Raw genomic sequence first — 25,765 nt, forward strand, 5'->3', positions numbered from 1 at the left:
GATCAAACATGCTTAAATCATTATATATAAAACTTTCCTCTTCATACTCTTCGTTAAGTGCTCCGGTAAAAGCCTCTTTTTGGTTTTTAGTATGTAGTATTATCATCAAATGTTTTTCGATGATTAGTACACCAATTTTTACGAGAATTCTAACGGTTGAAGAATATGGAAAAACTGCTAACTTTTATTCATGGTATGATTTACTATATCCATTTGTAACATTATACCTCTCAGGTGTTGCTTATAATAATGTATTAATAAAACACGAAGATGATAGAAATCGGGCAACATTTTCATTGATGACTCTAGCATTAATAGTTGTTTTTTTCTTTTTTATTATATACATTATAGCAGATGAATTTTGGAATTCTATGTTTGATATCACTACACCTATGATGTGTATAATGTTTTTACATCTATTATCATATCCAATAGTAGATTTTTGGTCAGCAAAGGAGAGATTTGATTATAAATATAAAAAGCTTGTATTTGTATCGTTGTTTATTACCATATCAGGAGTAATAATTGGTATTTTGGGTGTAGTTTATTCTAAATATAAATATGAATTCCGTGTTTCTTCTCCAATATTTGTTACTACATTCATTGGTATTATATTATATTTGAATACATACAAACAAGCTGATTATAAATTTACAACTAAGTATTGGAAATATGCATTAGTTTTGAGCATACCTTTATTGCCACATTATTTATCAATTAAAATTCTTAATCAAGTAGATAGGGTTATGATTACCCAAATGGTTGGGTTATCTGAAACTGGTTTGTACAATTTGGCATGTACTGTTTCAAATTTAATGATTATAGCAACTGATGCGATTAATAGATCTATGTGTCCGTATGTGTATAAAAGCATTAAGAACAAGAATATTTTACCTGTAAGAAAGATGACTTCATCTATTTTGTTAGTTGTAATGGTTGTTTCTTTTTTGGAAATGTTAATTGCTCCTGAATTGATAAAAATATTTGCGACTGATGATTATTTAGATGCTATTTATGTTATTCCTCCTGTAGCAATGTCTATATATTTTATTTTCCTCTATGTTGTTTTTGCAAATGTTGAATTTTATTTTGAGAAAACAATCTTTGCTACAATTGTGTCAGGAATTGCAGCAGTTATGAATATTGGAATGAATTATATATTTTTAAAAAAATATGGTTATTATGCTGCTGGGTATACTACTTTGATTTGTTATATGTTGTTTGCATTATTGCATTATTGGAATTATAAGAGAATATTAAAAAGAGAACCATATTTAAATGGTATTTTTGATATAAGACACGTCTTACTAATCAGTTTTTCTGGTCTTGCTTTAATGGGTATTTGTTTACTTCTCTATCGGTATTCCGTAATCAGATTTTCATTAGTAATTATTATCATTACTATTTCTTTTTATTTTAGGAATCAACTCAAGAGTATTATAAAAACTAGCAATAATTAAGATGAAAATAACTTTTATCACCCATTCTCTAGCTGGTGGGGGCTCTGAACATGTGCTTACTATTATTGCAAATTACTTTGCAACACATGGGTATGAGGTTACAATTATTTCGAGAACACATAAAAATAATCAATATTCAATAGATAGTCATATAGATGTTCAATATGTTGAAACTAAAAGTCATTTGATTTTTTTGAGAAGATCAAGACAAATCATAAGAAACATCAAACCAAATACTGTTATATCTTTTGAGTACTTTTATAATATGTGCGCTGTCCTTATTTGTTTAGGACTAAATGTAAAGTTATTAATTTCTGAGAGAAATGACCCTGCAAGAGTTGGATCCGGGTTTATTAAAAGTAGAATTCGAAATATCTTATATTCTTTCGCTGATGTCTTAATTTGTCAGACTGATGATGCAAAGAATTATTTTCCTGATTATATTAGGAAGAAAGTATTTATTATCTTAAATCCAATTATGTCAGGATTACCTTCTAAGCAAGAAAAAGTCAGAGACAAAGTAATTGTTAATTTTTGTAGATTAAATAAACAAAAAAATATACCTCTATTAATCTCTGCTTTTGAAGAATTTTGTAACATTCATCCTGATTATGAACTTCATATATATGGGGACGGAGCAGAAAAAGAGACTATTCTTGATATTATTTATTCTAAGCATCTTGAGCGAATAATTAAGGTTTTTCCAAATACTCCAAATGTTCACGAATTGGTAATTAATGCAGCAATGTTTGTATCAACTTCCGATTTCGAAGGTTTATCTAATTCTATGCTTGAAGCTCTTTCAATGGGTTTACCTACGATTTGTACAGATTGCCCTTGTGGAGGAGCTCGAATGGTTATAGAAGATGGAGTGAACGGTTTTTTAATACCTGTCAATAATCAGAAATCTCTTGTTGATAAAATGTTATTAATTGCTGGCAGCTCAGAGTTGACAATAAAATTATCTAACAATGCGCTTAAGATAAATAATAAATTGAATGTAGATAATATTTGTAAACAATGGATATCTTTATTATAGTTAAGTTTGAATTATGAAAATTTTACATATAGCTTCTATTGGACGTATTTATGAAGGCATTGGCACAGTGATAAATCACTTGTATCAAGAACAAATTAATTTGGGACATGATGTGCGTATTATTTCTAAGAGACAGAATTTGCTTTATACAAATTTGCCTATTTCCACAATAATTTCAACTCGCGACTTTGAGTCTTTTATTTCTGAGTGGATTCCTGATATTGTAATATTCCATTCTCATTTTCATGTTGAATTTGTCCGTTTTAGTAAGATTCTGTCTATTAAACATATACCGTATTGTGTACAATTACATGGCGCTTTATCTAAAGAAAACTATAGAAAAGGATTTTTAAAGAAGTTTTTTGGTGGAAAAATATTTTTTAACAGTGTATTAAAGAATGCGAGTTCCATTATTTATTTAAACGAATCCGAATATAATAATAGTGTTGTTCCTTATATTAACCCCAAGAGGTGTATTATTCCTAATGGTTGTGAAGATTCTGATAATGCTGTTATTACTCCAAACAAAAGAGATAATATTAATTTGACATTTATTGGTCGTATTAATTATTATCATAAAGGTTTGGATGTTTTGATTAATGCTTTGAAGATAATTGATACTATTGATAATCCAAAATTTCATATTAATTTTTATGGTAATGAAAATGATGTGGATGTTGAACGTTTAAAACAGGATTTAACTTCTATTTCACATGGCAGTTATATGGGAGGTGTCTATGGCGATAATAAAGTTAAAGTGCTCCTTGATACTGATATTTTTATTCTAACTAGTAGATATGAGGGCATGCCTATGGGAGTGCTAGAAGCTTGGTCATATGGAATTCCTTGCATATTATCTGATGGTACTAATATGATTAATTCCGATACACTTGAGAATTCATATTGGAAAGTGTCCTTAGATCCTAAATTGCTGGCAACATCTATTATTTCTTCTATTCGTGAATATAGACAAAATCCCCAAATATTTAGACAAGCAGCCTTCTTGGAATCAAAAAAAAATAGTTGGAAAAATATCGGTGAAGCTACAATTAATATATATAATAAAATAATTAAGGGGTGATTATTGAAAGTTATTTTTAAATTTTAATTTTATGATTAAAAAAATTTTATTTATCATTGCAAAGATGATGGTAGTTTTACCAGACTCTGTTTTTCTCAGTCTCATCTATCGTTTGAAAACTGGACGAGTTCTACATCTTAAGAATCCTCAAAGAATGTCTGAAAAGATTCAGCATTATAAAGCATATTATCGAGATGAAAAAATGCTTCCTTGTACGGATAAATATCTTGTTCGTGATGTAGTAAAACAACGACTTAGAACTGATAGATATTTGAATGAATTATATCAAGTTTGTGATAATGCAGAAGAAATTAATTTTGACAAACTTCCTAGTCAGTTTGTTATTAAGACAACTGATGGCGGTAGTGGCAATAACATTTTTGTATGCAAAGATAAGTCAAATATAGATATTCCTAGTATTATTAAGGAAGTGAATAGCTGGAGAAATAAAAAATTATATGTAATTTCTCGTGAATGGGCATACAGAGGTGCAAAACAATCTCGAATAGTTGTTGAAAAATTCTTGGAAGACAAAAGTAATTCGGATGGATCTATTAATGATTATAAATTTCTTTGTTTCGATGGAAAATTCCGTTATTTGTGGGTAGATACAGGCCGCTATTCTAATTTTAAAAGAGGATGGTGGGATGAAAACTTGAAACCAATTAAAGTTAGAGATAATCGCCCTATTATGGATCCACCTATTGCTTTACCTGAGAATATTAATGAAATGATTAAATTGTCCGAAAAACTATCTTCTGGATTTCCTCATGCAAGAATCGATTGGTATAATATTGGAGGGAAGATAATTTTTGGTGAAATTACCTTCTATTCTTGGAGCGGATATAGCGTTTTTGATCCAGATAGTTTTGACTTCGAGATGGGTAAATATTTTAATATCAATTATAAATAACAACTTATCCTGATAATTATTTAATGTAATGCAGAAAGTTGCAGTAACATTACCAGTATACAAAAATGATAAGGTTCCTTATATTCATCTTTCGTTTGATAGTATACTGAATCAAACATATAAGAATATCCATCTCTATGTTGGAGTGGATGGCCCTGTTGGTGAGGATCTTGAGAAGTGCCTCAAGGAATATGAGCAGAATGATAAGGTAACGGTATGTTGGTTCCCTGAAAATAGAGGATTGGCAATCGTATTGAATGATCTGCTGGATGTTTGCTTCAAGGCTGATTATAATATAATCGCCCGTATGGATGCGGATGATATATCAATGCTAGAAAGAATAGAGAAGCAGGTGGCTTATCTTGAATCACATCAGGATATTGATGTGGTGGGTGGAGCCATTGAGGAGATAGATGAAAATAGCGAAAGCAGAGAAAAGACGATTACATATCCAGAGACTCATGATGGGTGTTATAAGTTTTTTGCTCGAAGAAATCCTCATGCTCATCCTGCAGTTACTTTTAGAAAGAGATTTTTTGAAAAGGCTGAATGTAAATATCGTCCTGAATACCGACAAAACCAGGATACGATGTTGTGGGTGGATGGCATGAAGGCAGGTACGCGACATGCTAACCTAAAGGATGTTGTATTACAATTCCGCTTCACCGATTCGTTATTCAAGAAAAGACGTAATGGTTGGGCTTTTGCTAAAAAACAGTTTAACGATCGTTTGATGATCAATAAAACTTTGGGATATGGAATGGGTGCCAATGTATTTGGTTTCTTGATGTTCTGTATGCTTGTAAGTCCACCTTGGGTAAAGAAAATTGCTTATAAGGTATTCAGATAATTATATGAATATCCCGTTGTCATATAATCTTCTATTTCAACTTGTTCAAGCTTGGGATAAAGAGATTAATACAGAGCCTTTGTCTTCTTATTATCCAATTGCTGAGGATAGAAGTTTCGGGGATATAGATATATTTAGTTTCGGGGATCATGATAAGGTAAATACTTTCATTAGAAAGAAGGGGATTGAGATAGAATATGATGATAAACATGATGTTTTTAAATATGATGGAATTACAATCGAGCATCATAAATCTTTTTTTAGGATTAATTTTCAAGTCAGCTCGCATCCTTGAGGTATACCTCCAATCTGTGGCAAGCAAAGACAAAGCGATTGTTTGCATCAAAATGGATGTTTGACTGCGGATTAATGCCTGATAATTTTTGGAGAGATGTCATTTGGCATTCTGTTATAGATCATCTGAAAGCTCCTCGTTTTATATAAACTTATGATAAGATAATCAAAAGTGGATCTTCAAATATCACAGCGAGATATTGAGATACCTCAATCTCCAATTCGGAAGCTTGCTCCATTGGCTTATGAAGCTGAGAGCAAGGGTGTAAAGATTTACCGATTGAATATCGGTCAACCGGATCTACCTACACCTAAAAGGCTTTAGATTGCCTAAAGGAGATTGATCGTACGACATTAGAGTATAGTCCTTCACAGGGATATCGTGCTGAATAAGCATGATTTGAAGAGAGCACTTTTCATCTTGGAGAAGGCGCTTGAGGAATATAATAGTAAGAATAAGTAACATGATTATTAAATATATGTTTGACCGTGTGGTCGCATTGATAGGATTACTCTTTCTTTGGCCAGTATTGCTGGTTGTGGCAATTATGGTGAAAGTAAAGATGCCAGGTGGACCTGCATTCTTTGTGCAGAAACGAGTGGGTAAAGGTGGTAAATTGTTTGATTGTCATAAGTTTAGGAGTATGACCGTTAAACATAATGGTTCTGCTGTATCTGTTGCAGGTGACAGTCGTATCACTCCTTTTGGCGCAACTCTTCGCCACTATAAGCTTGATGAGCTGCCTGGTCTTTGGGATGTACTTATCGGAAACATGAGTTTCGTTGGCCCTCGTCCAGACGTACCTGGATATGCTGATAAGTTAGAAGGTGGTGATCGAGATGTGTTGAAACTCCGTCCAGGGATTACTGGTCCTGCTACTTTGAAGTATCGTCTTGAGGATGAGATGATCTCGGATTATGTAGCCAAGAAGCAAGCAGAGGGTGATGAGCGAGAAGCTCAGGAAATTGCTATTGAATACAATGATAATGTACTGTATAAGGACAAAGTTCGTTTGAACTGCTATTATTATCATCATTATTCATTCATCAAAGACATACAGATGATCCTTTGTACAGTATTGGGAAAGAACATGATGTATGCGGGCGAGAAGATTTAACATTGATTATTTAGGATATTAAATATAAAGATATTATGTCTGAAGAAAGAAAGACCATTTACCTTTGTCTGGCACATATGTCAGAAGAAGGTTGGGAACAAAAGTATGTACAGGAAGCATTTGATACCAATTGGGTTGTTCCAATGGGCCCTAATGTGAATGCATTTGAGAAGGACTTGTGCAAGTTCGTTACTAGCAATGCAGAGAGTTCTGTTTATGCAGATTCTCGTTGGCCTGAGGCTACTCCTTCCGCATGGCATTTGAATCCAGAATTAAAGGATACAACAGTAGTATGTCTTAGTGCAGGTACAGCTGCAGTACACCTTGCGCTTATTGCTGCAGGAGTAAAGGCTGGAGATGAAGTATGTGTACAGAGCTTTACTTTCTGTGCTTCTTCTCACCCGATTACATATCTTGGTGCTAAACCAGTATTCATTGGATCTGAGAAGGATACATGGAATATGGATCCTGAATTACTTGAGAAGGCTATTCTCGATCGCAAGGAGAAGACGGGTAAATATCCAAAGGCAATCATCCCAGTAGCGCTCTATGGTATGCCATATCAGATTGATCGCATTATAGAGATTGCAAATAAGTATGATATTCCTGTTATCGAAGATGCTGCTGAGGGTATGGGATCTCGTTTCAACGGTCAGATCCTTGGTACTTTCGGTAAGTTTGGTGTACTCTCATTCAATGGTAACAAGATGATTACTACTTCAGGTGGTGGTGCTTTGATTTGTCGTAATGCTGAGGATGCAAACACAATCATGTGGTACGCTACTCAGGCTCGTGATGCATATCCTTACTATCAGCATACAGCTATCGGTTTCAATTATCGTATGTCAAATGTATGCGCGGGTATTGGTCGTGGTCAAATGACGGTACTCGATCAGCACATTGCTCACCATAAGCACGTTCAGGCTCTGTATGAGGATTTGATGAAGGACATTCCTGGTATTCGCATCAATAAGCAACCAAATGATCCAAAGTATGATTCTAACTACTGGCTTTGTACCATGGTGCTTGATCCGGAGGTGAAGGTCGTAGGCCAGGAGAATGCTTACAAGGAGGTCATCAAGACTGCTGTTGGTGGTGCTGCAGGTGTTATTCATGCTGTTGAGTCTCCTACTACCGATTGTCAGCCAAATGATAATGTGGAGGCTATGCGTGTGTTCATGCTCAGCAAGAAGGTTGAGTGTCGTCCAGTTTGGAAGCCAATGCATAAACAGCCTGCATATGCTGATGCACCTGTCTACACAAATGGAGTCGAGGAAGATCTCTTCAAGGTAGGTATGTGTCTCCCTGCCGGTCCTTATGTATCAGATGATGATGTTCGCTATATCGTTGACTGTATTAAAGAGGCAATCGTGAATATATCCTATTAGATTTATGAAATATGTAGGCCCCTAATTCATGCTATATACATGAATCCCTACATCTTATCGGTTGGGGAAAGTACAGCGGTACATACTTGACCGATGCCCTCATGTTGGCGTAAATGCCAGTATGAATTTCCTTTGTATATCAACTGTCTGGGAAGATCGTTGATATATTTTATTGATTAATAGCGGTTTATAATCTATCCTAAATAAAAAGAGCTCCGACAGGGGCTTTTTCCTTTTCTATACGAAATAAAAACTGCACCTTTGCATCGTTGATCAACGAAATGTGAATAAAATAACTTGAATTTGAATCTTAAAAAAACGTAGTATGAGTGTAATTTACAAAGTCATTACGCGGCCAACGGATCCGCGTGTTCCCAATTCTCCTAAGAGATTTTATCCGCATCTGATTACCTTGGGACAGTCTGTCAGTTTGAAATATCTTGCAGAGAAAATGAGGGATCGTTCTTCGCTTTCTGTCGGTGATATCAAGAGTGTGATTCAGAACTTCGTGGATAAGATGAAGGAACAGTTGCTGGAAGGTAAGTCGGTGAATATCGAAGGCCTGGGTGTATTTATGTTGGCTGCCCGTTCGAAAGGTGCAGATCTGGCAAAGGATATTACAGCCAAGAGTGTGGAGAGTGTCCGTATTTTCTTTCAGGCAAATAAAGAGTTGCGTATCACAAAATCTGCGACCCGTGAAGATGAAAAGCTGGACCTGATCAGTCTGGATGAATATCTGAAGAAGAACAGCGTGGTCGTATCTCCCGAAGACCCGGAAAATCCGGGTGAAGGTGGTGGAGAAGGAGGAGGTGGAGTAACACCTGATCCGTCTGTTTAATTGATGTCTGCTAATTGACAGTTAATAGTATTTTTAAATGTTTAATTTGAAAAGTAGAAAATCTATGAAAAAAACTTGGAGCATGATTTTGAAAGTGATTATTGCTGTTGCCGGTGCAATTGCCGGAGTGATCGGTGTACAGGCGGCAACAATGTAATTGGTATCTTAGAAGATATAATTAGGTATGAATGACAGGCGGGAAAAATCCCGCCTGTTTTGCGTTTATACAAATTATTGTTAATCACTTCTCAATCACGAGTTAGGCATATTTAGCCTTAAGGTATTTAACAAAACTGAAATAATAATCAAACTCGTTGGTTGCGTTCCGGATTTTATCTACCTTTGCATCTTAATTTAAGCATCTTTTTAAGTAAGAATAAACATGATTCGAAAAATAATAAAAGCTCTTTGGATTTTATTGGCAGTCGTGGTATTGGCTATCGTTGTTATCTTTGTTTCTATTTCAAAAGGTTGGATAGGTTATATGCCCCCTGTAGAGGAACTGGAAAATCCAAATTATAAATTTGCAACGGAAATTTTCTCTGAAGACGGAAAGGTGCTCGGAACCTGGTCGTACAGCAAAGAAAATCGTGTATATACGGCCTACAAGGATTTGTCGCCTAATATTATCAATGCTTTAATCGCTACGGAAGATGTGCGCTTTGTAGAGCATTCCGGAATTGACGCCAAAGCGTTGTTTCGTGCATTTGTGAAACGAGGTCTGATGTTTCAAAAAAATGCGGGTGGGGGTAGTACCTTGTCTCAACAGCTTGCAAAACAGCTGTTTACTGAGAATGTGGCACGTAATACTCTTCAACGCCTTTTCCAAAAGCCGATTGAATGGGTGATTGCCGTGAAACTGGAACGTTATTATACTAAAGAGGAAATCCTAAGTATGTATCTGAATAAGTTCGACTTCTTGAATAATGCTGTGGGGATTAAAACTGCTGCACACACGTATTTCGGATGTGAACCGAAGGAACTGAAAGTTGAACAGGCTGCTACTTTGGTAGGTATGTGTAAGAATCCGTCACTCTATAACCCTGTTCGCTTTAATGAGCGTTCTCGTGGTCGCCGGAATGTGGTGCTTGAGCAAATGCGCAAGGCTGGTTATATCACTGAGGCAGAATGCGATTCCCTGAAAGCTCTCCCGTTGAAATTGACTTATAATCGTGTTGACCACAAGGAAGGAATGGCAACTTATTTCCGTGAATATCTTCGTGGAGTAATGACGGCACCGAAACCTGTCAAAAGTACCTATCGGGGCTGGCAGATGCAAAAATACTACGAGGATTCTCTTGCTTGGGAAACAAATCCGCTATACGGTTGGTGTGCAAAGAATAAAAAGAAGGACGGGACAAATTATAATGTCTACACTGACGGACTGAAAATCTACACAACTCTTAACTCGCACATGCAACAATATGCAGAAGAAGCGGTAGAAGAACATCTGAGCTTCTTGCAACCATTATTCTTTAAAGAAAAAGTGGGAAGTAAGAATGCTCCGTATGCGAGGTCTATATCGGCAAAACTTGTAGAGGAATTGCTGACAAAAGCAATGAAGCAAACTGACCGTTATCGTTTGATGAATGAAGCGGGAGCGTCTGAGCAGGAAATCAGAAAGGCTTTTGATACACCGCAAGAAATGACTGTGTTTTCTTGGACGGGAGCTAAGGATACGATTATGACACCCATGGATTCAATCCGTTATTATAAGTCTTTCCTGCGAACCGGATTTATGTCAATGGATCCGTTGAACGGGCACGTGAAGGCTTATGTGGGCGGACCGAATTATGTATATTTCCAATATGATATGGCAATGGTAGGTCGCCGTCAGGTCGGTTCTACTATCAAACCATATTTGTATACGCTTGCCATGGAAAATAATTTTTCTCCTTGTGATCAGGTACGTCATGTAGAGCAGACATTGATTACGGAAACAGGAGAACCGTGGTCGCCGCGTAACGCTAATAAAAAACGTTATGGTGAAATGGTAACTTTGAAATGGGGATTGGCCAATTCGGACAATTGGATTTCGGCTTATTTGATGGGGAAATTGAATCCGTATGAACTGGTTCGGTTGATTCATAGTTTCGGAGTACGTAATAAGGCCATTGATCCGGTGGTTTCACTCTGTCTGGGTCCTTGTGAGATTTCCGTCGGTGAAATGGTAAGTGCATATACAGCCTTTGCCAACAAAGGTATCAGGGTGGCTCCTTTATTCGTTACCCGCATCGAAGATAATGAGGGTAATGTGATTTCTACATTTGCTCCACAAATGGAGGAGGTGATCAGTGTTTCCAGTGTATATAAAATGCTCGTGATGCTTCGTGCGGTTATCAACGAAGGAACGGGAGCACGGGTGCGCCGCTATGGTATCACGGCTGATATGGGTGGTAAGACAGGTACGACAAACGATAACTCGGATAGCTGGTTTATGGGCTTCACGCCTTCATTGGTGTCCGGCTGTTGGGTAGGAGGTGATGAACGTGATATCCACTTCGGTTCGATGACTTATGGACAGGGCGCTGCTGCTGCATTGCCTATCTGGGCGAAATATATGAAAAAAGTATATGATGACCCGACTTTAGGATATGATCAGCAGGAGAAGTTCAAACTCCCTGAGGGATTTGATCCTTGTGCCGGTTCGGAAGCGTCGGACGGTGAAGTCTTTGAAGAAACCGGATTGGACGATCTGTTTAATTAAGAATCAGCTTCTTATGCACAAGTGTATTATTTGCATTGGAAGTAACTACAACCGGAAGGAGAATCTGCTTTTAGCACGAAAGAGATTAGCGGATTTGTTTCCTTCCATTCGCTTCACGACCGAACGGGAAACACAACCTTTGTTTTTCCGGAGTCCGGCGTTGTTCTCCAATCAAGTGGCACTGTTTTTCTCCGAAGCGGAAGAAGAAAAAGTGAAGAAGGAATTGAAAGCTATCGAGAAATGTGCCGGTCGTCGTCCGGAAGATAAGAAAGAAGAAAAAGTTTGTCTGGATATTGATTTACTCTCTTTTGACGACCGGGTGTTGAAGCCGGAGGATCTGAAAAGGGAGTACATCGTGAAAGGATTAGAAGAATTAAAATAAAATCAGATATGAAATTTCTGGGAATTATACCTGCCCGTTATGCATCCACTCGTTTCCCTGCGAAACCATTGGCTATCTTGGGCGGAAAAACAGTGATACAACGTGTGTATGAACAGGTAGCAGGGGTACTTGACGATGCCTATGTTGCTACGGACGATGAGCGGATCGAAGCTGCAGTGAAAGCATTTGGAGGGAAAGTGGTAATGACGTCTGTTGATCATAAAAGTGGTACGGACCGTTGTTACGAAGCTTGTACTAAGATCGGAGGTGATTTTGATGTTGTTGTCAATATACAAGGTGATGAGCCTTTTATCCAGCCTTCACAACTTAATGCTGTAAAAGCTTGTTTTGAAGACCCGACTACACAGATTGCCACATTGGTAAAACCTTTCACTGCCGATGAACCGTTTGCCGTTTTGGAAAATGTGAACTCTCCGAAAGTGGTGGTTAACAAGAATTGGAATGCATTGTACTTCAGCCGTTCCATTATTCCTTATCAGCGTAATACTGAAAAGCAGGACTGGCTGAAAGGGCATACTTACTATAAGCATATTGGTCTGTACGCTTACCGCACGGACGTATTGAAGGAAATAACTGCCTTGCCGCAATCTTCTTTGGAACTGGCTGAGTCTCTGGAACAACTTCGCTGGTTGGAAAACGGATATAAAATTAAAGTAGGTATTAGCGAAGTGGAAACTATTGGTATTGATACACCGCAGGATTTAGAACGTGCAGAAGAATTTTTGAAGAGTAGGTCATAATATGAATCGTAAGATACAACCCGAAATACAAACCCTGAAAGATTTTCGTATTCTTCCTCCTGTCCGGACTACGTTACCTAATGGTATTCCGTTGACTGTAATCAATGCCGGTGAGCAGGATGTGGTACGCATGGATATACTTTTCGGTGGGGGACGTTGGCAACAGTCGCAGAAATTGCAGGCATTGTTTACTAACCGGATGCTGCGTGAAGGCACAAAGAAATATACGGCTGCCACAATTGCCGGAAAACTGGACTATTATGGTTCATGGCTGGAATTATCCAGTTCTTCGGACTATGCTTACATTACTGTTTATTCATTGAATAAATATGTGGCGGAAACGTTGGAAGTGGTGGAGTCGATGATTAAAGAGCCGTTGTTTCCGGAAAAGGAGTTGCATACGATTTTGGATACTAATATCCAACAATATCTGGTCAATACCTCCAAGGTGGATTTTCTGGCACATCGTAGTTTGTTACAGTCTCTTTACGGAGAACAACATCCATGTGGGAAGATTGTCGTGGAGGAGGATTATCATGCTATCACTCCCGAAGTTCTTCGTAATTTTTATGAACGGTATTATCATTCGGGCAATTGCTCTATTTTTCTTTCCGGCAAGGTGACGGAAGATATTATTCGACGGGTGAAGGATGCGTTCGGCTCTCCATTCGGGCAATATCAGTTGCAGACATCGAAATTAAATTTCCCTTATATTGCCGTGCCAGAGAAACGGATTTTTACGGAACGGGAAGATGCGATGCAAAGTGCCGTAAAAATGGGATATACTACTATCACCCGTGAGCATCCCGATTATCTGAAGTTACGGGTATTGATGACTGTATTCGGAGGTTACTTCGGTAGTCGCCTGATGTCTAATATCCGGGAAGAGAAAGGATATACTTATGGTATTTCGGCAGGAATTATGTTCTATCCGGATAGTGGTTTACTGATTGTTTCGACGGAAACGGATAATGAATACGTAGAACCGTTGATTCAGGAAGTGTATCATGAGATCGATCGTTTACATCAGGAGGTTGTGCCCGTAGAGGAACTGTCTATGGTGCGCAATTATATGCTTGGCGAAATGTGCAGGAGCTACGAATCGGCTTTTTCACTGTCGGATGCATGGATTTTTATAGCTACTTCCGGCTTGGGAGACGACTATTTTTCACGTTCTTTGCAAGCTGTACAGGAGGTTACGCCTGCCGAATTACAAGATTTGGCGCAGCGTTATTTGTGCAAAGAGAAATTAAAAGAGGTCATAGCAGGTAAAAAGATATCATAAATTACTTTCCGGTAGGGGGCTTTTTTGGGAGAGAAATCGTATCTTTGTCCAAATTGTAATTTTAATGAGTAACTACTAAAACCAATGAGGAAATATCTATATACTACACTTTTACTGGCTCTCCTTGCTCAAGGAGGAGCAATGGCACAAGATAACGAAGGAAAAAAAAGCGGATTTTTCGGAAAAATAAAAGATACATTCTCCACTGAAATAAAGATTGGAAATTATACTTTTAAGGATGGCAGCGTCTATACGGGAGAGATGAAGGGACGCAAGCCGAATGGCAAAGGAAAGACAGTCTTTAAGAACGGTGATGTCTACGAAGGGGAGTATATAAAAGGAAAACGTGAAGGATTCGGAATTTATATGTTCCCTGATGGAGAAAAATACGAAGGTCAATGGTTTCAGGACCAACAGCATGGTAAAGGTATTTATTACTTTATGAATAATAACCGTTACGACGGTATGTGGTATCAGGATTATCAGCATGGTGAAGGAACAATGTATTATCATAACGGTGATTTATACGTAGGACATTGGGTAAATGATAAACGTGAGGGCGAAGGTACATATACCTGGGCGAACGGTGCGAAATATTCCGGGCATTGGAAAAATGACAAGAAAAACGGCAAAGGAACCATGAACTGGGACGACGGCTGTAAATATGACGGTGATTGGAAAGATGATGTCCGTCATGGAAAAGGTACTTTTGAATATACCAACGGCGATAAATATGAAGGCGACTGGGCAGATGATATCCAACACGGAAAGGGGACTTACTTTTTCCATACAGGAGACCGCTATGAGGGTTCTTATCTCTTAGGTGAGCGTACCGGTGCAGGGGTTTATTATCATGCTAATGGTGATAAATATGTAGGAAACTTTAAAGATGGTATGCAGGAAGGAAGAGGCACTTTTACCTGGGCAAACGGTGCTGTGTATGAAGGTGAGTGGAAAAATAATAAACGTGAAGGTAAGGGTACTTATAAATGGAGTAACGGAGACGTATATGAGGGCGACTGGAAAGATAACCGCCCGAACGGTCAGGGAACTTTAAAAACTGTTGCCGGAATGCAGTATAAAGGTGGTTTTGTAGACGGTCTGGAAGAAGGACAAGGTGTACAGACCGACAAGAATGGTAACCGCTTTGAAGGTTTTTTCAAACAGGGAAAAAAGAATGGTCCTTTTGTAGAAACTGATAAGGACGGAAAAGTTATTAAAAAAGGAACATATAAGTTCGGAAGATTACAATAGAGAATTGTGGATAAATGATAGTAGGCTGCGCATTGCGTGGCCTATTTTTTTGTGTATATTATCCCTGAAGGGTAAAATAAAAATGGATAATGACCATGACAGTCATTATCCATTTTATTATTTTTCAGTCGACTCTTTTATTAAATAATATATTGTGAACTGATAGATTCGTTATTCATTACTCGTTTGATAGTTTCAGCAAACATATCGGCAATACTCAACTGTTTTACTTTCGCACATTTCTTTGCGTAAGGGATACTGTCAGTAAATACCATTTCTGTCAAGCCGGACTCTTGTACACGGAATGAAGCAGGGTCGGACATTACACAGTGGCTGGCAATAGCACGTACGGACTTGGCACCGGCTTCCAACATAATGTTGGCTGCTTTAGTGATCGTTCCTGCTGTGTCAACGATATCATCGATCAAAACAACATTTTTGTTTTTCACGTCACCAATGATTTGCATAGAAGCTACTTCATTTGCTTTTTCACGTGATTTGTTACAGAGTACCAATGGCACACCGAGGTATTTGGAGAAAGTACTAGCACGTTTTGAACCTCCTACATCCGGTGTAGCAATCACCAGTTCTTCCAGTTTCAACGACTGGATGTAGGGGAGGAATACGGCTGATGCATACAGATGGTCTACCGGGATATTGAAGAATCCCTGAATTTGATCTGCGTGCAAATCCATTGTGATTAGTCGGTCGATACCTGCTACTGACAGTAGATCGGCTACCAACTTAGCTCCGATAGATACACGAGGTTTGTCTTTTCTATCCTGACGTGCCCAACCAAAGTAAGGGACAACTGCTACAACGCTCTTTGCAGATGCACGTTTGGCAGCGTCAATCATCAGGAGAAGTTCCATTAAGTTGTCTGAGTTTGGGAATGTGGATTGAACCAGGAATACATGTGCGCCACGAATTGATTCCTCATATGAAACCGCAAATTCACCATCGGCAAAATGGGTAATGTTCATATTTCCCAGAGGACAATCCAGGCTTGCGCAGATTTTTTCTGCAAGATATCTCGAGTTCGTTCCCGAGAATACCATAAAGGGTGCTTTTTCGCTCATTTTGTAATAGATGTTACCTATTTGTTAATTTGCCTGCAAAGGTAGGAATTTCTCTTATTATTTAGAAGGACTTATTGTATAAAAAATATTTTTCTCTCCAATCTTATCGGAAATATTTGTAGATTTGCTTTCTGAAAACAGAAAATCACTAAAATGAGTTCACGCTTTCCTCTATATATAATAGGTATAGTGTTGTTTGCCTCTTTTTTTTCGTGTACGGATATGGTGCCGACAAAAGAGGTACGGTTGATTGATTCGCTGAACGGGAAGGCGTATGCTTATCGTTACCGAAGTCTTGATTCTTCCTACAAATATGCTGATGCGGCCTATCGACAGGTAAATTTTTACAAATCGGGAAAAGCCGAAGCTTCTAATAATCTTGGTTTTTGTGCGTATATGAATATGGACTTTGACCGTGCGGAAGCATTACATAAGGAAGTCTATAAGCTGACAAAGAATGAACTCGAACTCCTGATTGCTGATATCGGGCTGATGAAAATCTGCCAACGGACGGCAATGAACAAAGAATATTATGATTACCGGAACAGTGCGCTTCGCCGCATGAAACGTATCCGCGAAGAAAGTGACCTCTTTGCCGACCGGCACGAAACACTTCGGCTGGACTATGCGTTTACCGAGTTTTTTATCGTTTCGTCTATCTACTACTATTATCTTCAGCAGCGGCAGGAAGCGATTGACGCCCTCAACCAGATTCCGGAGGATGAAGCATTGACAGATACCAATCAGTTGCTTTATTATCATTATATCAAGGGCTCGGCTTCATTGGTGGAAGCAAATAATCCGGAAGAAAGAAAGCTTCGTGAGTTCGACCAGCTTTACTATACATGGCGGATAGCCGTTCAAAGTAAGAACCCTTATTTCGAAGGGAATGGTTTGCAAGGATTGGCTAATCTGATGGTTTCTCCTGCCAATTTCGAGTTTTATCGGGTAAGGAGGACGCATGCACTCGACCAATTCGATTTTCCGGTGGATTCACTTATGCCTTTGCGTATGGCACAGTTGGCACTTGAGAAATTTCAGGAATATGATGATTTATATCAGATTGCCGGGGCGTATGTGTCTATCGGTAAGTATCTGAATGCGCATGGTCGTTATTCGGAAGCACTCGATACATTGACAAAAGCACTGGATTGTGTGAATCAACATCATCTGCTTTATTATCATTATAAGGCAGATACACTGGACAAATTGTGGCCTTATGCCGAAGGGGATACGACTTACACCGGAGTACCGTGGATTACGGAAGAGAAGGTTAAAACTGTTCCCGAATGGATTTCAAGGATTCGCGAGCAGTTGAGCGTTTCGTATGCAGGATTGGGAATGAAGCACGCATCGGACTATAACCGGAATATTTATCTGGATATTCTGAACTTTACACGGCAGGATAAGGAATTGGAGAGCCGCTATATTTCATTGGAAGCAGGTTCGCGGCAAATGACTCTCGTACTATCTGTGGTCATTGTTGGGTTGGTGCTGGTAGTTATTCTCTGGTGGTTCTTCAATAAGAGTTCCAAAACACGAAATCAGGTGGATGTGGAACGACTACAACAGATTCTATCGTTATGTAGGGATATAACTTCTTCTATTCCGATGAATGTTCCTTTAATTCAGCAAGGAATTGACCAATTATTCGGCAAAGGACGGATGACATTGGAAATACCCGAAGAGGGGAAAGCGGCACTTGTTCCTGTGCACCGATTAAGCAAAGACGAGAAAGCGCTGGTGCATGTGCTTGAGCCATATATTATTTGGGCTGCCGATAATGAACAAATGGTAGAGGCATTGAGCGACGAACGGATTCAATTGGAAAAACAACGGTATGTGTACGAGCAGCATATTGCCGGGAATAAACGCCAGAATCTGATAAAGAAGGCTTGTCTGGCGATTGTAAATGGCATCAATCCATATATTGACCGGATTTTGAACGAGGTACATAAGTTGACAGAGAAAGGTTATATTGACGATGAGAAGATTAAGAAAGAGAAGTATCAGTATATTGACGAACTGGTGACTACTATCAATGAGTATAATGACATTCTTGCTCTTTGGATCAAGATGAAGCAGGGAACTCTTAGCCTGAATATTGAAACATTCGGTCTTAATGAGTTGTTCGATTTATTGGGAAAGGGACGTCGTGCCTTTGAGATGAAAGAACAGACGTTAGAAATTGAACCGACCCATGCTATGGTGAAGGCGGACCGTGCACTGACCCTATTTATGATAAATACGTTGGCCGAGAATGCCCGCAAATATACTCCTGAGGGAGGTGTAATCAAGGTGTATGCACGTACTACGGATTCTTATGTGGAGATTTCTGTAGAAGATAATGGAAGGGGGATCTCAGCCGAAGATGTGGCACAGATTATTGGTGAGAAAGTGTATGATTCACGTGTTATCGGTATGAAGAATGCCACGGATGCAGATGAATTGAAGGAAAATAAGGGTAGTGGCTTCGGATTGATGAATTGTAAGGGAATCATCGAGAAATATAAGAAAACGAATGAACTGTTCCGAGTATGTGTATTCAACGTGGAAAGCGAACTTGGAAAAGGGAGTCGCTTTTATTTCCGTTTGCCTTCGGGAGTGCGCAAAGTAATTGGAGTGCTACTTTGCCTCTTACTTCCGTTTGGTATGGGGTCTTGTCTGTATGATCCGATTCCTCCGATGTTACAGGATACCGATTCGATTGTGGTTATTACGGATTCTGCTTATGAAGATTTGTTGGATGCTGCATCAGATTATGCCAATGCTGCTTATTTCGCTAATGTGGATGAGCAGTATGAGATTGCTTTGCAATATGCTGATTCTGCCATATTGTTGCTGAATGAGCATTATCAGAAATATGCGCGCCCGGATGCTACGCATCGGTATATGAAGCTCGTCGGTGAAGGTATACCTGCTGAGATTCTGTGGTGGAACGAACTTTTTGATTCGGATTATCATGTGATATTGGATATAAGAAATGAGGCGGCGGTTGCTTTTCTGGCATTGAAACAACTGGATGCGTATAGTTATAATAATTCGGCGTTTACAGATTTGTATAAGTTGCAGGGAGAAGATCAGACATTGGAAGGATATTGTCGGCAACTAGAACGTTCGAATATTAATAAGACAGTGGGAATTATCCTTTGTTTCGTTTTGTTGATTGTTTCTTTGGTAGGATATTATCTTTTGTATTTGAGGAAGCGGATACAAAATCGTTTGAGTTTGGAACAGGTACTTGAAATTAATCAGAAAGTATTTGCTGCTTCCCTGATTCGACCGCAGGAGCAGGAAAATGCAGAAGCGCTCCAAAGGGAAGAAAGTACGCTCAAAGAGATTCCGCAACGTATCGTAGATGAAGCATTCGGCTCGGTAAATGAGTTGTTGACGATTGACCGGATGGGGATTGCCGTTTATAATGAAACGACACATTTGTTGGAATATGCTTCGAGTCCCGGACAGGAAATGCCGGAAATGGTGCAGCTATGTTTTGATTCAAGAGAATATATTTCCGAGCAACATCGTCAGGCAATACCTCTCATGGTAGAAGCGGGAGGTGAACACCAATGTGTCGGTGTGCTTTATTTGGAACGAAGAGAAGGGACGGAACAGGAAACTGACCGTTTGCTTTTCGAACTGGTGGCACGTTATGTAGCTATTGTCGTATTTAACGCTGTGGTGAAACTGGCAACGAAATATCGTGATATTGAGTCGGCGCATGAGGAAACGCAACGGGCGTCTTGGGAGGACAGTATGTTACATGTACAGAATATGGTACTTGATAATTGTCTTTCGACTATCAAGCATGAAACGATTTATTATCCGAATAAGATTAAACAAATTATAGGTCGGCTGAATGCGCAGAACCTTTCGGAGAAAGAAGAAAAGGAGGCAGTGGAGACTATGACGGAGTTGATTGAATATTATAAGGGGATCTTTACTATTTTGAGTTCATGTGCTTCCCGCCAGTTGGAAGAGGTTACTTTCCGGCGGACCACGATTCCGGTTCAAGAGCTTTTCGAAACTGCCGGAAAATATTTCAAAAAGTCTGTAAAGAACCGTATGGATAAGATAGAGTTGGAGATGGCTCCGATAGATGCAAGAGTAATAGGAGATGTAAACCAGTTGCGTTTCTTATTGGAGAACCTGATTGATGAAGCATTGACGGTTCACGAAGACGGAGTATTGCGTTTGCAGGCTCGTAAGGATGATGAGTATATACGTTTTCTTTTCACGGATACAAGACGTGAAAAGAGCGTGTTGGAGTTGAATCAACTATTTTATCCGAATCTGGCACGTATGACGTCCGGAGAAGAGGGAGAATTGAGGGGGACGGAATATCTCGTATGTAAGCAGATAATCCGCGATCATGATGAATTTGCAGGGCGTAGAGGATGCCGTATTAATGCCGAACCGGCCGAAGGCGGAGGGTTTACGGTTTATTTTACTATTCCACGCAGATAATGAAAAAGAACACATATAAAGTTATTAGATAAGGAAATGGAAGAACAGAAATTTAAAGTTATTATTGTAGAAGATGTAAAACTGGAGTTGAAAGGTACAGAGGAGATTTTTCGCCATGAGATACCCAATGCAGAGGTTATTGGTACAGCTATGACGGAAAATGAGTTCTGGCCGTTAATGGAGGCACAACTTCCCGATTTGGTGTTGCTGGATTTAGGATTGGGAGGTTCAACCACTATCGGTGTTGATATATGCCGGAATATATTCAAACGTTACAAAGGAGTTCGGGTTTTGATATTTACGGGTGAAATTCTGAATGAAAAGTTATGGGTGGATGTGCTCAATGCCGGTGCTGACGGAATTATCCTGAAAACAGGGGAACTGCTCACCAAAACAGATGTGCAGGCTGTAATGGACGGAAAGAAGTTAGTTTTCAACTATCCGATTTTGGAAAAGATTGTAGATCGTTTCAAAAAATCGGTAGCTAACGATGCCAAGCGTCAGGAGGCGGTGATTAGTTATGATATTGATGAGTATGATGAGCGTTTCTTACGTCATCTGGCTTTAGGATATACGAAAGAAATGATTGCCAGTCTGAAGGGAATGCCTTTCGGAGTGAAGTCATTGGAAAAACGACAGAATGATCTTATAGGACGCCTTTTCCCTAATGGGGAACGGGTGGGAGTAAATGCTACCCGTCTAGCAGTGCGTGCATTAGAATTACGTATTATTGACTTGGATAATCTGGAGGCTGACGAAGAATAAATCTTGAGACAGATGAAGAATAAATGGCGTATGCCTCACCCCGCTACGATGTTCCTTCTGCTGACAATAGCAGTGGTCTTTCTTTCATGGATATGTGATATTTATGGATTGAAGGTGACGCTGCCACAAACCGGTGAGGAGATTCGCGTACAGAGCTTATTGAGTCCGGAAGGAATTCGCTGGTGGTTGCGGAATGCTATCAAGAACTTTACCGGATTTGCACCGTTGGGTATGGTGATTATTGCTATGTTCGGACTGGGGGTTGCCCAGCATTCAGGATTTATTGGTGCATGCATCCGTTTGGGAGTGGGGAACCGGAAGGAGAAAAGGAAGGTTATCTTGTGGGTAATCGTTCTTGGCTTGTTGTCCAACGTTATTGGCGATGGCGGATATATTATCTTATTGCCTATTGCCGCCATGCTGTTCCAATGGGTAGGACTTCATCCGCTTGCAGGAATTATTACGGCTTATGTTTCAGTGGCATGCGGATATAGTGCAAATATTGTATTAAGCACAATGGATCCGTTGCTGGCTCATACCACTCAGGAAGCTGCACTAGCTCAGACAGGATATCAGGGAAATACCGAACCACTTTGCAATTATTTTTTCATGAGTGCTTCTACCGTAGTAATTACTGCTATTGTTTACTGGCTGACTCAGAAATGGCTTCTTCCCGCTTTAGGAAAATATGAAGGAAGCGTGAAGGTGGAAGCTTATCGGCCCTTGTCCCGTAAAGAACGGCGGGCGATAATGATTTCGATTATTGTAGCAGGAATTTATGTAGCTCTTATCTTATGGCTTACGTTTTCTTCTCATGGGATATTACGTGGCGTGAACGGTGGTTTGATGCATTCGCCTTTTATTGCCGGAATTCTTTTTCTTCTTTCCTTAGGGGCGGGCATCACGGGAATGGCTTACGGGTTCAGTTCCGGTCGTTATCGTTCCGACAATGATGTGATTGAAGGGCTTACCCAACCGATGAAACTTTTGGGTGTTTACTTTGTTATTGCTTTTTTTGCCGCTCAAATGTTCGCCTGCTTCGAGTATTCTCATTTGGATAAGTGTCTTGCTATTATGGGAGCTGATCTGCTTTCTTCTTTCGAGCCGGCTCCGTTGTCTGCACTTGTTCTCTTTATCCTGTTTACAGCGTTTATCAATCTGATTATGGTATCTGCTACTTCCAAGTGGGCATTTATGTCTTTTATCTTTATCCCGATGTTTGCACAAATGGGAATCTCTCCGGATATCGCACAGTGCGCTTTCCGTATTGGTGACAGCTCGACAAATGCTATTACGCCTTTTATGTTTTATATGCCTCTGGTATTGACATATATGAGGCAATATGATAAACAAGTTACTTATGGGACATTACTCAAATACACTTGGCGCTACTCTGTAGGTATTTTAGCTGCATGGACGCTATTCTTTATTATTTGGTATTTACTGAGGATACCAATGGGACTATAATTTATATTAATAAATCAACCATGAATGAATTAAACAACAGGGAACAAGAGCAATATGCCGAGCCCACGACAAAAAAGAGTAGTAAGCAAATCGTAAAACGTACCTTGGTGGTGATAGGGTTGGCTTTGGCGGTATATGTAGTATACTCCGTGGTTTATCTGTTTATCTCACCCGATCGTAATATTCAGCAGATTTATCTGGTTCCGGAAAATGCGGCATTTATTATTCAATCATCAGCTCCGATTGAAGATTGGGAGAAATTTAGCGGAAGCGAAACATGGCAATGTCTGAAAAAAGCGAAGTCTTTTGAGGAAGTTACGAAGAGTGTGGAAAAACTTGATTCAGTTGTGAAAAGTAACAAGGTGCTGTTGTCACTTGTCGGCAAACGGGATATGCTTATTTCACTTCATAAAACCCGCGCGACTGATTGGGATTTTCTGCTCATTCTGGATATGCAGAAAGCTTCTAAAATGGACTTGGTGAAAGATCAGCTTGAGACGGTTCTTGTAATGAGCGGCTTCACTGTTACTAACCGGATGCATAGTGGCATTAACATTCTTGAGATGCGTGATCCGGATACGCGTGATATCTTTTATATTGCTTTTGTGGATAATCATCTGGTAGGTTCTTATACTTCCGGGCTTATCGAATCGGCTATTGATTCACGTAACAAACCTAAAATCGGACTTGATCAAGCTTTTATTGAAACCGAGAAACTAGTTTCCGGTAAGGGACTCGTCAGGGTTTTTATCAACTATGAGCGTATCCCACAGTTTATGTCTATCTACCTGGGAACAAGGAATGAATATATTGATATGTTCAGTAATTCTATGAATTTTGCCGGTCTTTACTTGAATATGGGTAAGGATAAAATGGAGGTGAAAGGTTATACGTTGAAGAAAGATTCAGTAGATCCTTATATCACTGCCTTGCTGAATTCCGGAAAGCATAAAATGAAAGCGCATGAAATCTTGTCCGGACGAACGGCCCTTTATACGAATATTGGTTTTAATAATCCGATGACTTTTGTGAAGGAATTAGAAAATGCCCTCTCTGTTCATGATAAACAGTTGTATGATTCGTATCAAAATTCCCGAAAAAAGATTGAAGGACTGTTCGGTATCTCTTTGGAAGAAAACTTTTTGAGCTGGATGTCTGGAGAGTTTGCTATTACACAATCTGAACCGGGGTTACTTGGGCGTGAACCCGAACTGGTTTTGGCTATCAGAGCAAAAAGTATAAAGGATGCACGTGAGAACATGGAACTTATAGAAAAGAAGGTCAAACGTCGTACTCCGGTTAAAATTAAAACTGTTAATTATAAGGACTTTGAAATTAATTATGTCGAGATGAAAGGGTTCTTCCGACTGTTTTTCGGAAAACTATTTGATAAGTTCGAGAAACCCTATTATACTTATGTGGATGATTATGTTGTTTTTAGTAATAAAGCTGCATCTTTACTCTCATTCGTAGAGGATTATGAACAAAAGAACTTGTTGAAAGACAATCCGGGATTTAAAGATGCTTTTTCATATCTGAAATCCAGTTCTACGATTTTCTTATATACGGATGTACGTAAGTTCTATTCCCAGTTGAAGCTAATGATGAATCCTGCCACATGGAATGAGATACAGTCAAATAAGGATGTTTTGTATTCTTTCCCTTATTGGACTATGCAAGTGATAGGAGATAGCCAGTCTGCTTCTTTACAATATGTTATGGATTATAGTCCATACGAACCGGAAGAACTTGTTGAGGTTGCTACCGATGAGGAAGATGAAGAAATGAATGAAGATGTTGTGACCGAGAAAGAACAGTTAAGTGAATTGAAACGTTTCTATGTCGAAAAGTTTGAAGGAAATGTTCTACGTGAATTTTATCCGGAAGGAGCACTAAAGAGTGAAGCGGAAGTAAAAGAGGGAAAACGTCACGGACGTTATCGTGAATATTACGAAAATGGAAAATTAAGACTTCGTGGTAAATATTCGCATAACCAACCTAAGGGTACTTGGAAATATTATACCGAGGAAGGGAAGTTTGAACGTAAAGAGAAGTTTTAAAGAACTTCTCTTATTCTGACCTACATGTTCAATCGTTTATCTTCTGCGCTGCAAAAGGAAGTTGTCTATAAAAGCGAAAGTAATAAAAAAATAAATCCGATAACTCTTTTCAAGTTATCGGATTTTATTTGTGATTCCGAAGCGATTCGAACGCTTGACCCACGCCTTAGAAGGGCGTTGCTCTATCCAGCTGAGCTACGGAACCAGCCTTATTTTCGGATGCAAAGGTAGTGCTTTTTATGAAAACTCAAAAACTTTCTGGAACTTTTTTATTCATATTTTTCTTTGGTGCTATGAATCAGTATTTTATGAAAGAAGTTTTTTTTATTTAATTAGGTGGGGACTGAATTCGTGTTTTATAGATAAACAAATGAATAGCATTTTTTCGGGAAGTTAATAAAAGGAGATATTTGGAAGAACTCTTGTGACAGTATATTTGATTTTATTCCCTGTTGTCCCTCATAGAACATTAAATATCCCTCTATACATTTTCTTGTTGTATACTATATTTATTTGATAAAAGTAGTTACCCAAACAGTTTGTGTATCACCCCTTTG

At 39.0% G+C, this 25,765-nt stretch carries 20 protein-coding genes, 1 tRNA gene and 1 pseudogene; 20 read left to right on the forward strand and 2 right to left on the reverse strand.

What is annotated here, in order from left to right; translation table 11 throughout:
- Positions 1-8: 8 nt before the first annotated feature.
- From CGC64_RS13070 to CGC64_RS13140, 16 genes and pseudogenes are all read left to right on the forward strand, one after another.
- Positions 9-1,460, forward strand: a complete 1,452-nt coding sequence (locus tag CGC64_RS13070; protein WP_022042030.1) for a lipopolysaccharide biosynthesis protein — start codon at positions 9-11, stop codon at positions 1,458-1,460.
- A 1-nt stretch (position 1,461) separates the two neighbouring features.
- Positions 1,462-2,499: a glycosyltransferase gene (locus tag CGC64_RS13075; protein ID WP_005675973.1), complete on the forward strand. Its 1,038-nt coding sequence runs from the start codon at positions 1,462-1,464 to the stop codon at positions 2,497-2,499.
- Positions 2,500-2,512: 13 nt separating this feature from the next.
- Positions 2,513-3,580, forward strand: coding sequence for a glycosyltransferase (locus CGC64_RS13080; RefSeq protein WP_005675972.1), 1,068 nt, complete (start codon positions 2,513-2,515; stop codon positions 3,578-3,580).
- Between the two features lie 31 nt (positions 3,581-3,611).
- Positions 3,612-4,493, forward strand: coding sequence for an ATP-grasp fold amidoligase family protein (locus CGC64_RS13085; RefSeq protein ID WP_005675971.1), 882 nt, complete (start codon positions 3,612-3,614; stop codon positions 4,491-4,493).
- Positions 4,494-4,521: 28 nt separating this feature from the next.
- Entirely contained in the window at positions 4,522-5,343 is an 822-nt protein-coding gene (locus tag CGC64_RS13090) for a glycosyltransferase (protein WP_005675970.1), read from the forward strand.
- Between the two features lie 4 nt (positions 5,344-5,347).
- Positions 5,348-5,638, forward strand: coding sequence for a nucleotidyltransferase family protein (locus tag CGC64_RS13095; RefSeq protein WP_005675969.1), 291 nt, complete (start codon positions 5,348-5,350; stop codon positions 5,636-5,638).
- A 171-nt stretch (positions 5,639-5,809) separates the two neighbouring features.
- Positions 5,810-6,021, forward strand: a pseudogene (locus CGC64_RS19145) (pyridoxal phosphate-dependent aminotransferase); the annotation flags it as partial.
- 80 nt (positions 6,022-6,101) lie between these two features.
- Entirely contained in the window at positions 6,102-6,755 is a 654-nt protein-coding gene (locus CGC64_RS13105; protein ID WP_005675967.1) for a sugar transferase, read from the forward strand.
- A 35-nt stretch (positions 6,756-6,790) separates the two neighbouring features.
- The gene (locus CGC64_RS13110; protein ID WP_005675964.1) at positions 6,791-8,143 is read left to right on the forward strand and encodes a DegT/DnrJ/EryC1/StrS family aminotransferase; all 1,353 of its coding nucleotides are present in this window, start codon (positions 6,791-6,793) and stop codon (positions 8,141-8,143) included.
- Between the two features lie 325 nt (positions 8,144-8,468).
- Complete coding sequence (locus tag CGC64_RS13115; RefSeq protein ID WP_005675963.1) at positions 8,469-8,981, forward strand: HU family DNA-binding protein; 513 nt, start codon at positions 8,469-8,471, stop codon at positions 8,979-8,981.
- 64 nt (positions 8,982-9,045) lie between these two features.
- Entirely contained in the window at positions 9,046-9,138 is a 93-nt protein-coding gene (locus CGC64_RS18845) for a smalltalk protein (RefSeq protein ID WP_022042037.1), read from the forward strand.
- Between the two features lie 225 nt (positions 9,139-9,363).
- A complete protein-coding gene (locus tag CGC64_RS13120) occupies positions 9,364-11,688 on the forward strand; it encodes a transglycosylase domain-containing protein (protein WP_005675961.1) in 2,325 nt (774 codons plus the stop codon).
- A gap of 13 nt (positions 11,689-11,701) precedes the next feature.
- Positions 11,702-12,070 carry a 2-amino-4-hydroxy-6-hydroxymethyldihydropteridine diphosphokinase gene (locus CGC64_RS13125; RefSeq protein WP_005675960.1) on the forward strand — a complete coding sequence of 123 codons (369 nt, stop codon included), beginning with the start codon at positions 11,702-11,704 and terminating at the stop codon, positions 12,068-12,070.
- An 8-nt stretch (positions 12,071-12,078) separates the two neighbouring features.
- A complete protein-coding gene (gene kdsB, locus CGC64_RS13130; RefSeq protein WP_005675958.1) occupies positions 12,079-12,831 on the forward strand; it encodes a 3-deoxy-manno-octulosonate cytidylyltransferase in 753 nt (250 codons plus the stop codon).
- Between the two features lies 1 nt (position 12,832).
- Positions 12,833-14,116 carry a M16 family metallopeptidase gene (locus CGC64_RS13135; RefSeq protein WP_005675957.1) on the forward strand — a complete coding sequence of 428 codons (1,284 nt, stop codon included), beginning with the start codon at positions 12,833-12,835 and terminating at the stop codon, positions 14,114-14,116.
- A gap of 84 nt (positions 14,117-14,200) precedes the next feature.
- Positions 14,201-15,370, forward strand: a complete 1,170-nt coding sequence (locus CGC64_RS13140; RefSeq protein WP_005675956.1) for a phosphatidylinositol-4-phosphate 5-kinase — start codon at positions 14,201-14,203, stop codon at positions 15,368-15,370.
- 140 nt (positions 15,371-15,510) lie between these two features.
- On the opposite strand, the gene CGC64_RS13145 is transcribed toward CGC64_RS13140, so the two are convergent.
- Positions 15,511-16,449, reverse strand: coding sequence for a ribose-phosphate pyrophosphokinase (locus tag CGC64_RS13145; protein WP_005675955.1), 939 nt, complete (start codon positions 16,447-16,449; stop codon positions 15,511-15,513).
- 153 nt (positions 16,450-16,602) lie between these two features.
- Between CGC64_RS13145 and CGC64_RS13150 the strand changes: the two genes are divergently transcribed.
- The 4 genes from CGC64_RS13150 to CGC64_RS13165 are packed head-to-tail and all read left to right on the forward strand — an operon-like array spanning position 16,603 to position 25,208.
- Positions 16,603-20,916, forward strand: a complete 4,314-nt coding sequence (locus CGC64_RS13150; protein ID WP_081447284.1) for a sensor histidine kinase — start codon at positions 16,603-16,605, stop codon at positions 20,914-20,916.
- 36 nt (positions 20,917-20,952) lie between these two features.
- Positions 20,953-21,681 carry a DUF5932 domain-containing protein gene (locus tag CGC64_RS13155; RefSeq protein ID WP_005675953.1) on the forward strand — a complete coding sequence of 243 codons (729 nt, stop codon included), beginning with the start codon at positions 20,953-20,955 and terminating at the stop codon, positions 21,679-21,681.
- Between the two features lie 12 nt (positions 21,682-21,693).
- The gene (locus CGC64_RS13160; protein WP_005675951.1) at positions 21,694-23,148 is read left to right on the forward strand and encodes an AbgT family transporter; all 1,455 of its coding nucleotides are present in this window, start codon (positions 21,694-21,696) and stop codon (positions 23,146-23,148) included.
- A gap of 20 nt (positions 23,149-23,168) precedes the next feature.
- Complete coding sequence (locus CGC64_RS13165) at positions 23,169-25,208, forward strand: toxin-antitoxin system YwqK family antitoxin (RefSeq protein WP_032855023.1); 2,040 nt, start codon at positions 23,169-23,171, stop codon at positions 25,206-25,208.
- Positions 25,209-25,339: 131 nt separating this feature from the next.
- Here CGC64_RS13165 and CGC64_RS13170 read toward each other — a convergent pair.
- A tRNA-Arg gene (locus tag CGC64_RS13170) sits at positions 25,340-25,413 on the reverse strand.
- Positions 25,414-25,765 lie beyond the last annotated feature (352 nt).

The organism is Bacteroides caccae, assembly GCF_002222615.2.
Classification (GTDB): Bacteria; Bacteroidota; Bacteroidia; order Bacteroidales; family Bacteroidaceae; genus Bacteroides; species Bacteroides caccae.

Bases quoted from the DNA above. Each gene is read 5' to 3' on its own strand.
- CGC64_RS13125 (WP_005675960.1), top strand. From the start codon at position 11,702: ATGCACAAGTGTATTATTTGCATTGGAAGTAACTACAACCGGAAGGAG.
- CGC64_RS13075 (WP_005675973.1), top strand. From the start codon at position 1,462: ATGAAAATAACTTTTATCACCCATTCTCTAGCTGGTGGGGGCTCTGAA.
- CGC64_RS13110 (WP_005675964.1), top strand. From the start codon at position 6,791: ATGTCTGAAGAAAGAAAGACCATTTACCTTTGTCTGGCACATATGTCA.
- CGC64_RS13165 (WP_032855023.1), top strand. From the start codon at position 23,169: ATGAATGAATTAAACAACAGGGAACAAGAGCAATATGCCGAGCCCACG.
- CGC64_RS13085 (WP_005675971.1), top strand. From the start codon at position 3,612: ATGATTAAAAAAATTTTATTTATCATTGCAAAGATGATGGTAGTTTTA.
- CGC64_RS13150 (WP_081447284.1), top strand. From the start codon at position 16,603: ATGAGTTCACGCTTTCCTCTATATATAATAGGTATAGTGTTGTTTGCC.
- CGC64_RS13115 (WP_005675963.1), top strand. From the start codon at position 8,469: ATGAGTGTAATTTACAAAGTCATTACGCGGCCAACGGATCCGCGTGTT.
- CGC64_RS13105 (WP_005675967.1), top strand. From the start codon at position 6,102: ATGATTATTAAATATATGTTTGACCGTGTGGTCGCATTGATAGGATTA.
- CGC64_RS13090 (WP_005675970.1), top strand. From the start codon at position 4,522: ATGCAGAAAGTTGCAGTAACATTACCAGTATACAAAAATGATAAGGTT.
- CGC64_RS13155 (WP_005675953.1), top strand. From the start codon at position 20,953: ATGGAAGAACAGAAATTTAAAGTTATTATTGTAGAAGATGTAAAACTG.
- CGC64_RS13080 (WP_005675972.1), top strand. From the start codon at position 2,513: ATGAAAATTTTACATATAGCTTCTATTGGACGTATTTATGAAGGCATT.
- CGC64_RS13145 (WP_005675955.1), bottom strand. From the start codon at position 16,449: ATGAGCGAAAAAGCACCCTTTATGGTATTCTCGGGAACGAACTCGAGA.
- CGC64_RS13135 (WP_005675957.1), top strand. From the start codon at position 12,833: ATGAATCGTAAGATACAACCCGAAATACAAACCCTGAAAGATTTTCGT.
- CGC64_RS13095 (WP_005675969.1), top strand. From the start codon at position 5,348: ATGAATATCCCGTTGTCATATAATCTTCTATTTCAACTTGTTCAAGCT.
- CGC64_RS13120 (WP_005675961.1), top strand. From the start codon at position 9,364: ATGATTCGAAAAATAATAAAAGCTCTTTGGATTTTATTGGCAGTCGTG.
- CGC64_RS18845 (WP_022042037.1), top strand. From the start codon at position 9,046: ATGAAAAAAACTTGGAGCATGATTTTGAAAGTGATTATTGCTGTTGCC.
- CGC64_RS13070 (WP_022042030.1), top strand. From the start codon at position 9: ATGCTTAAATCATTATATATAAAACTTTCCTCTTCATACTCTTCGTTA.
- CGC64_RS13140 (WP_005675956.1), top strand. From the start codon at position 14,201: ATGAGGAAATATCTATATACTACACTTTTACTGGCTCTCCTTGCTCAA.
- CGC64_RS13160 (WP_005675951.1), top strand. From the start codon at position 21,694: ATGAAGAATAAATGGCGTATGCCTCACCCCGCTACGATGTTCCTTCTG.
- kdsB (WP_005675958.1), top strand. From the start codon at position 12,079: ATGAAATTTCTGGGAATTATACCTGCCCGTTATGCATCCACTCGTTTC.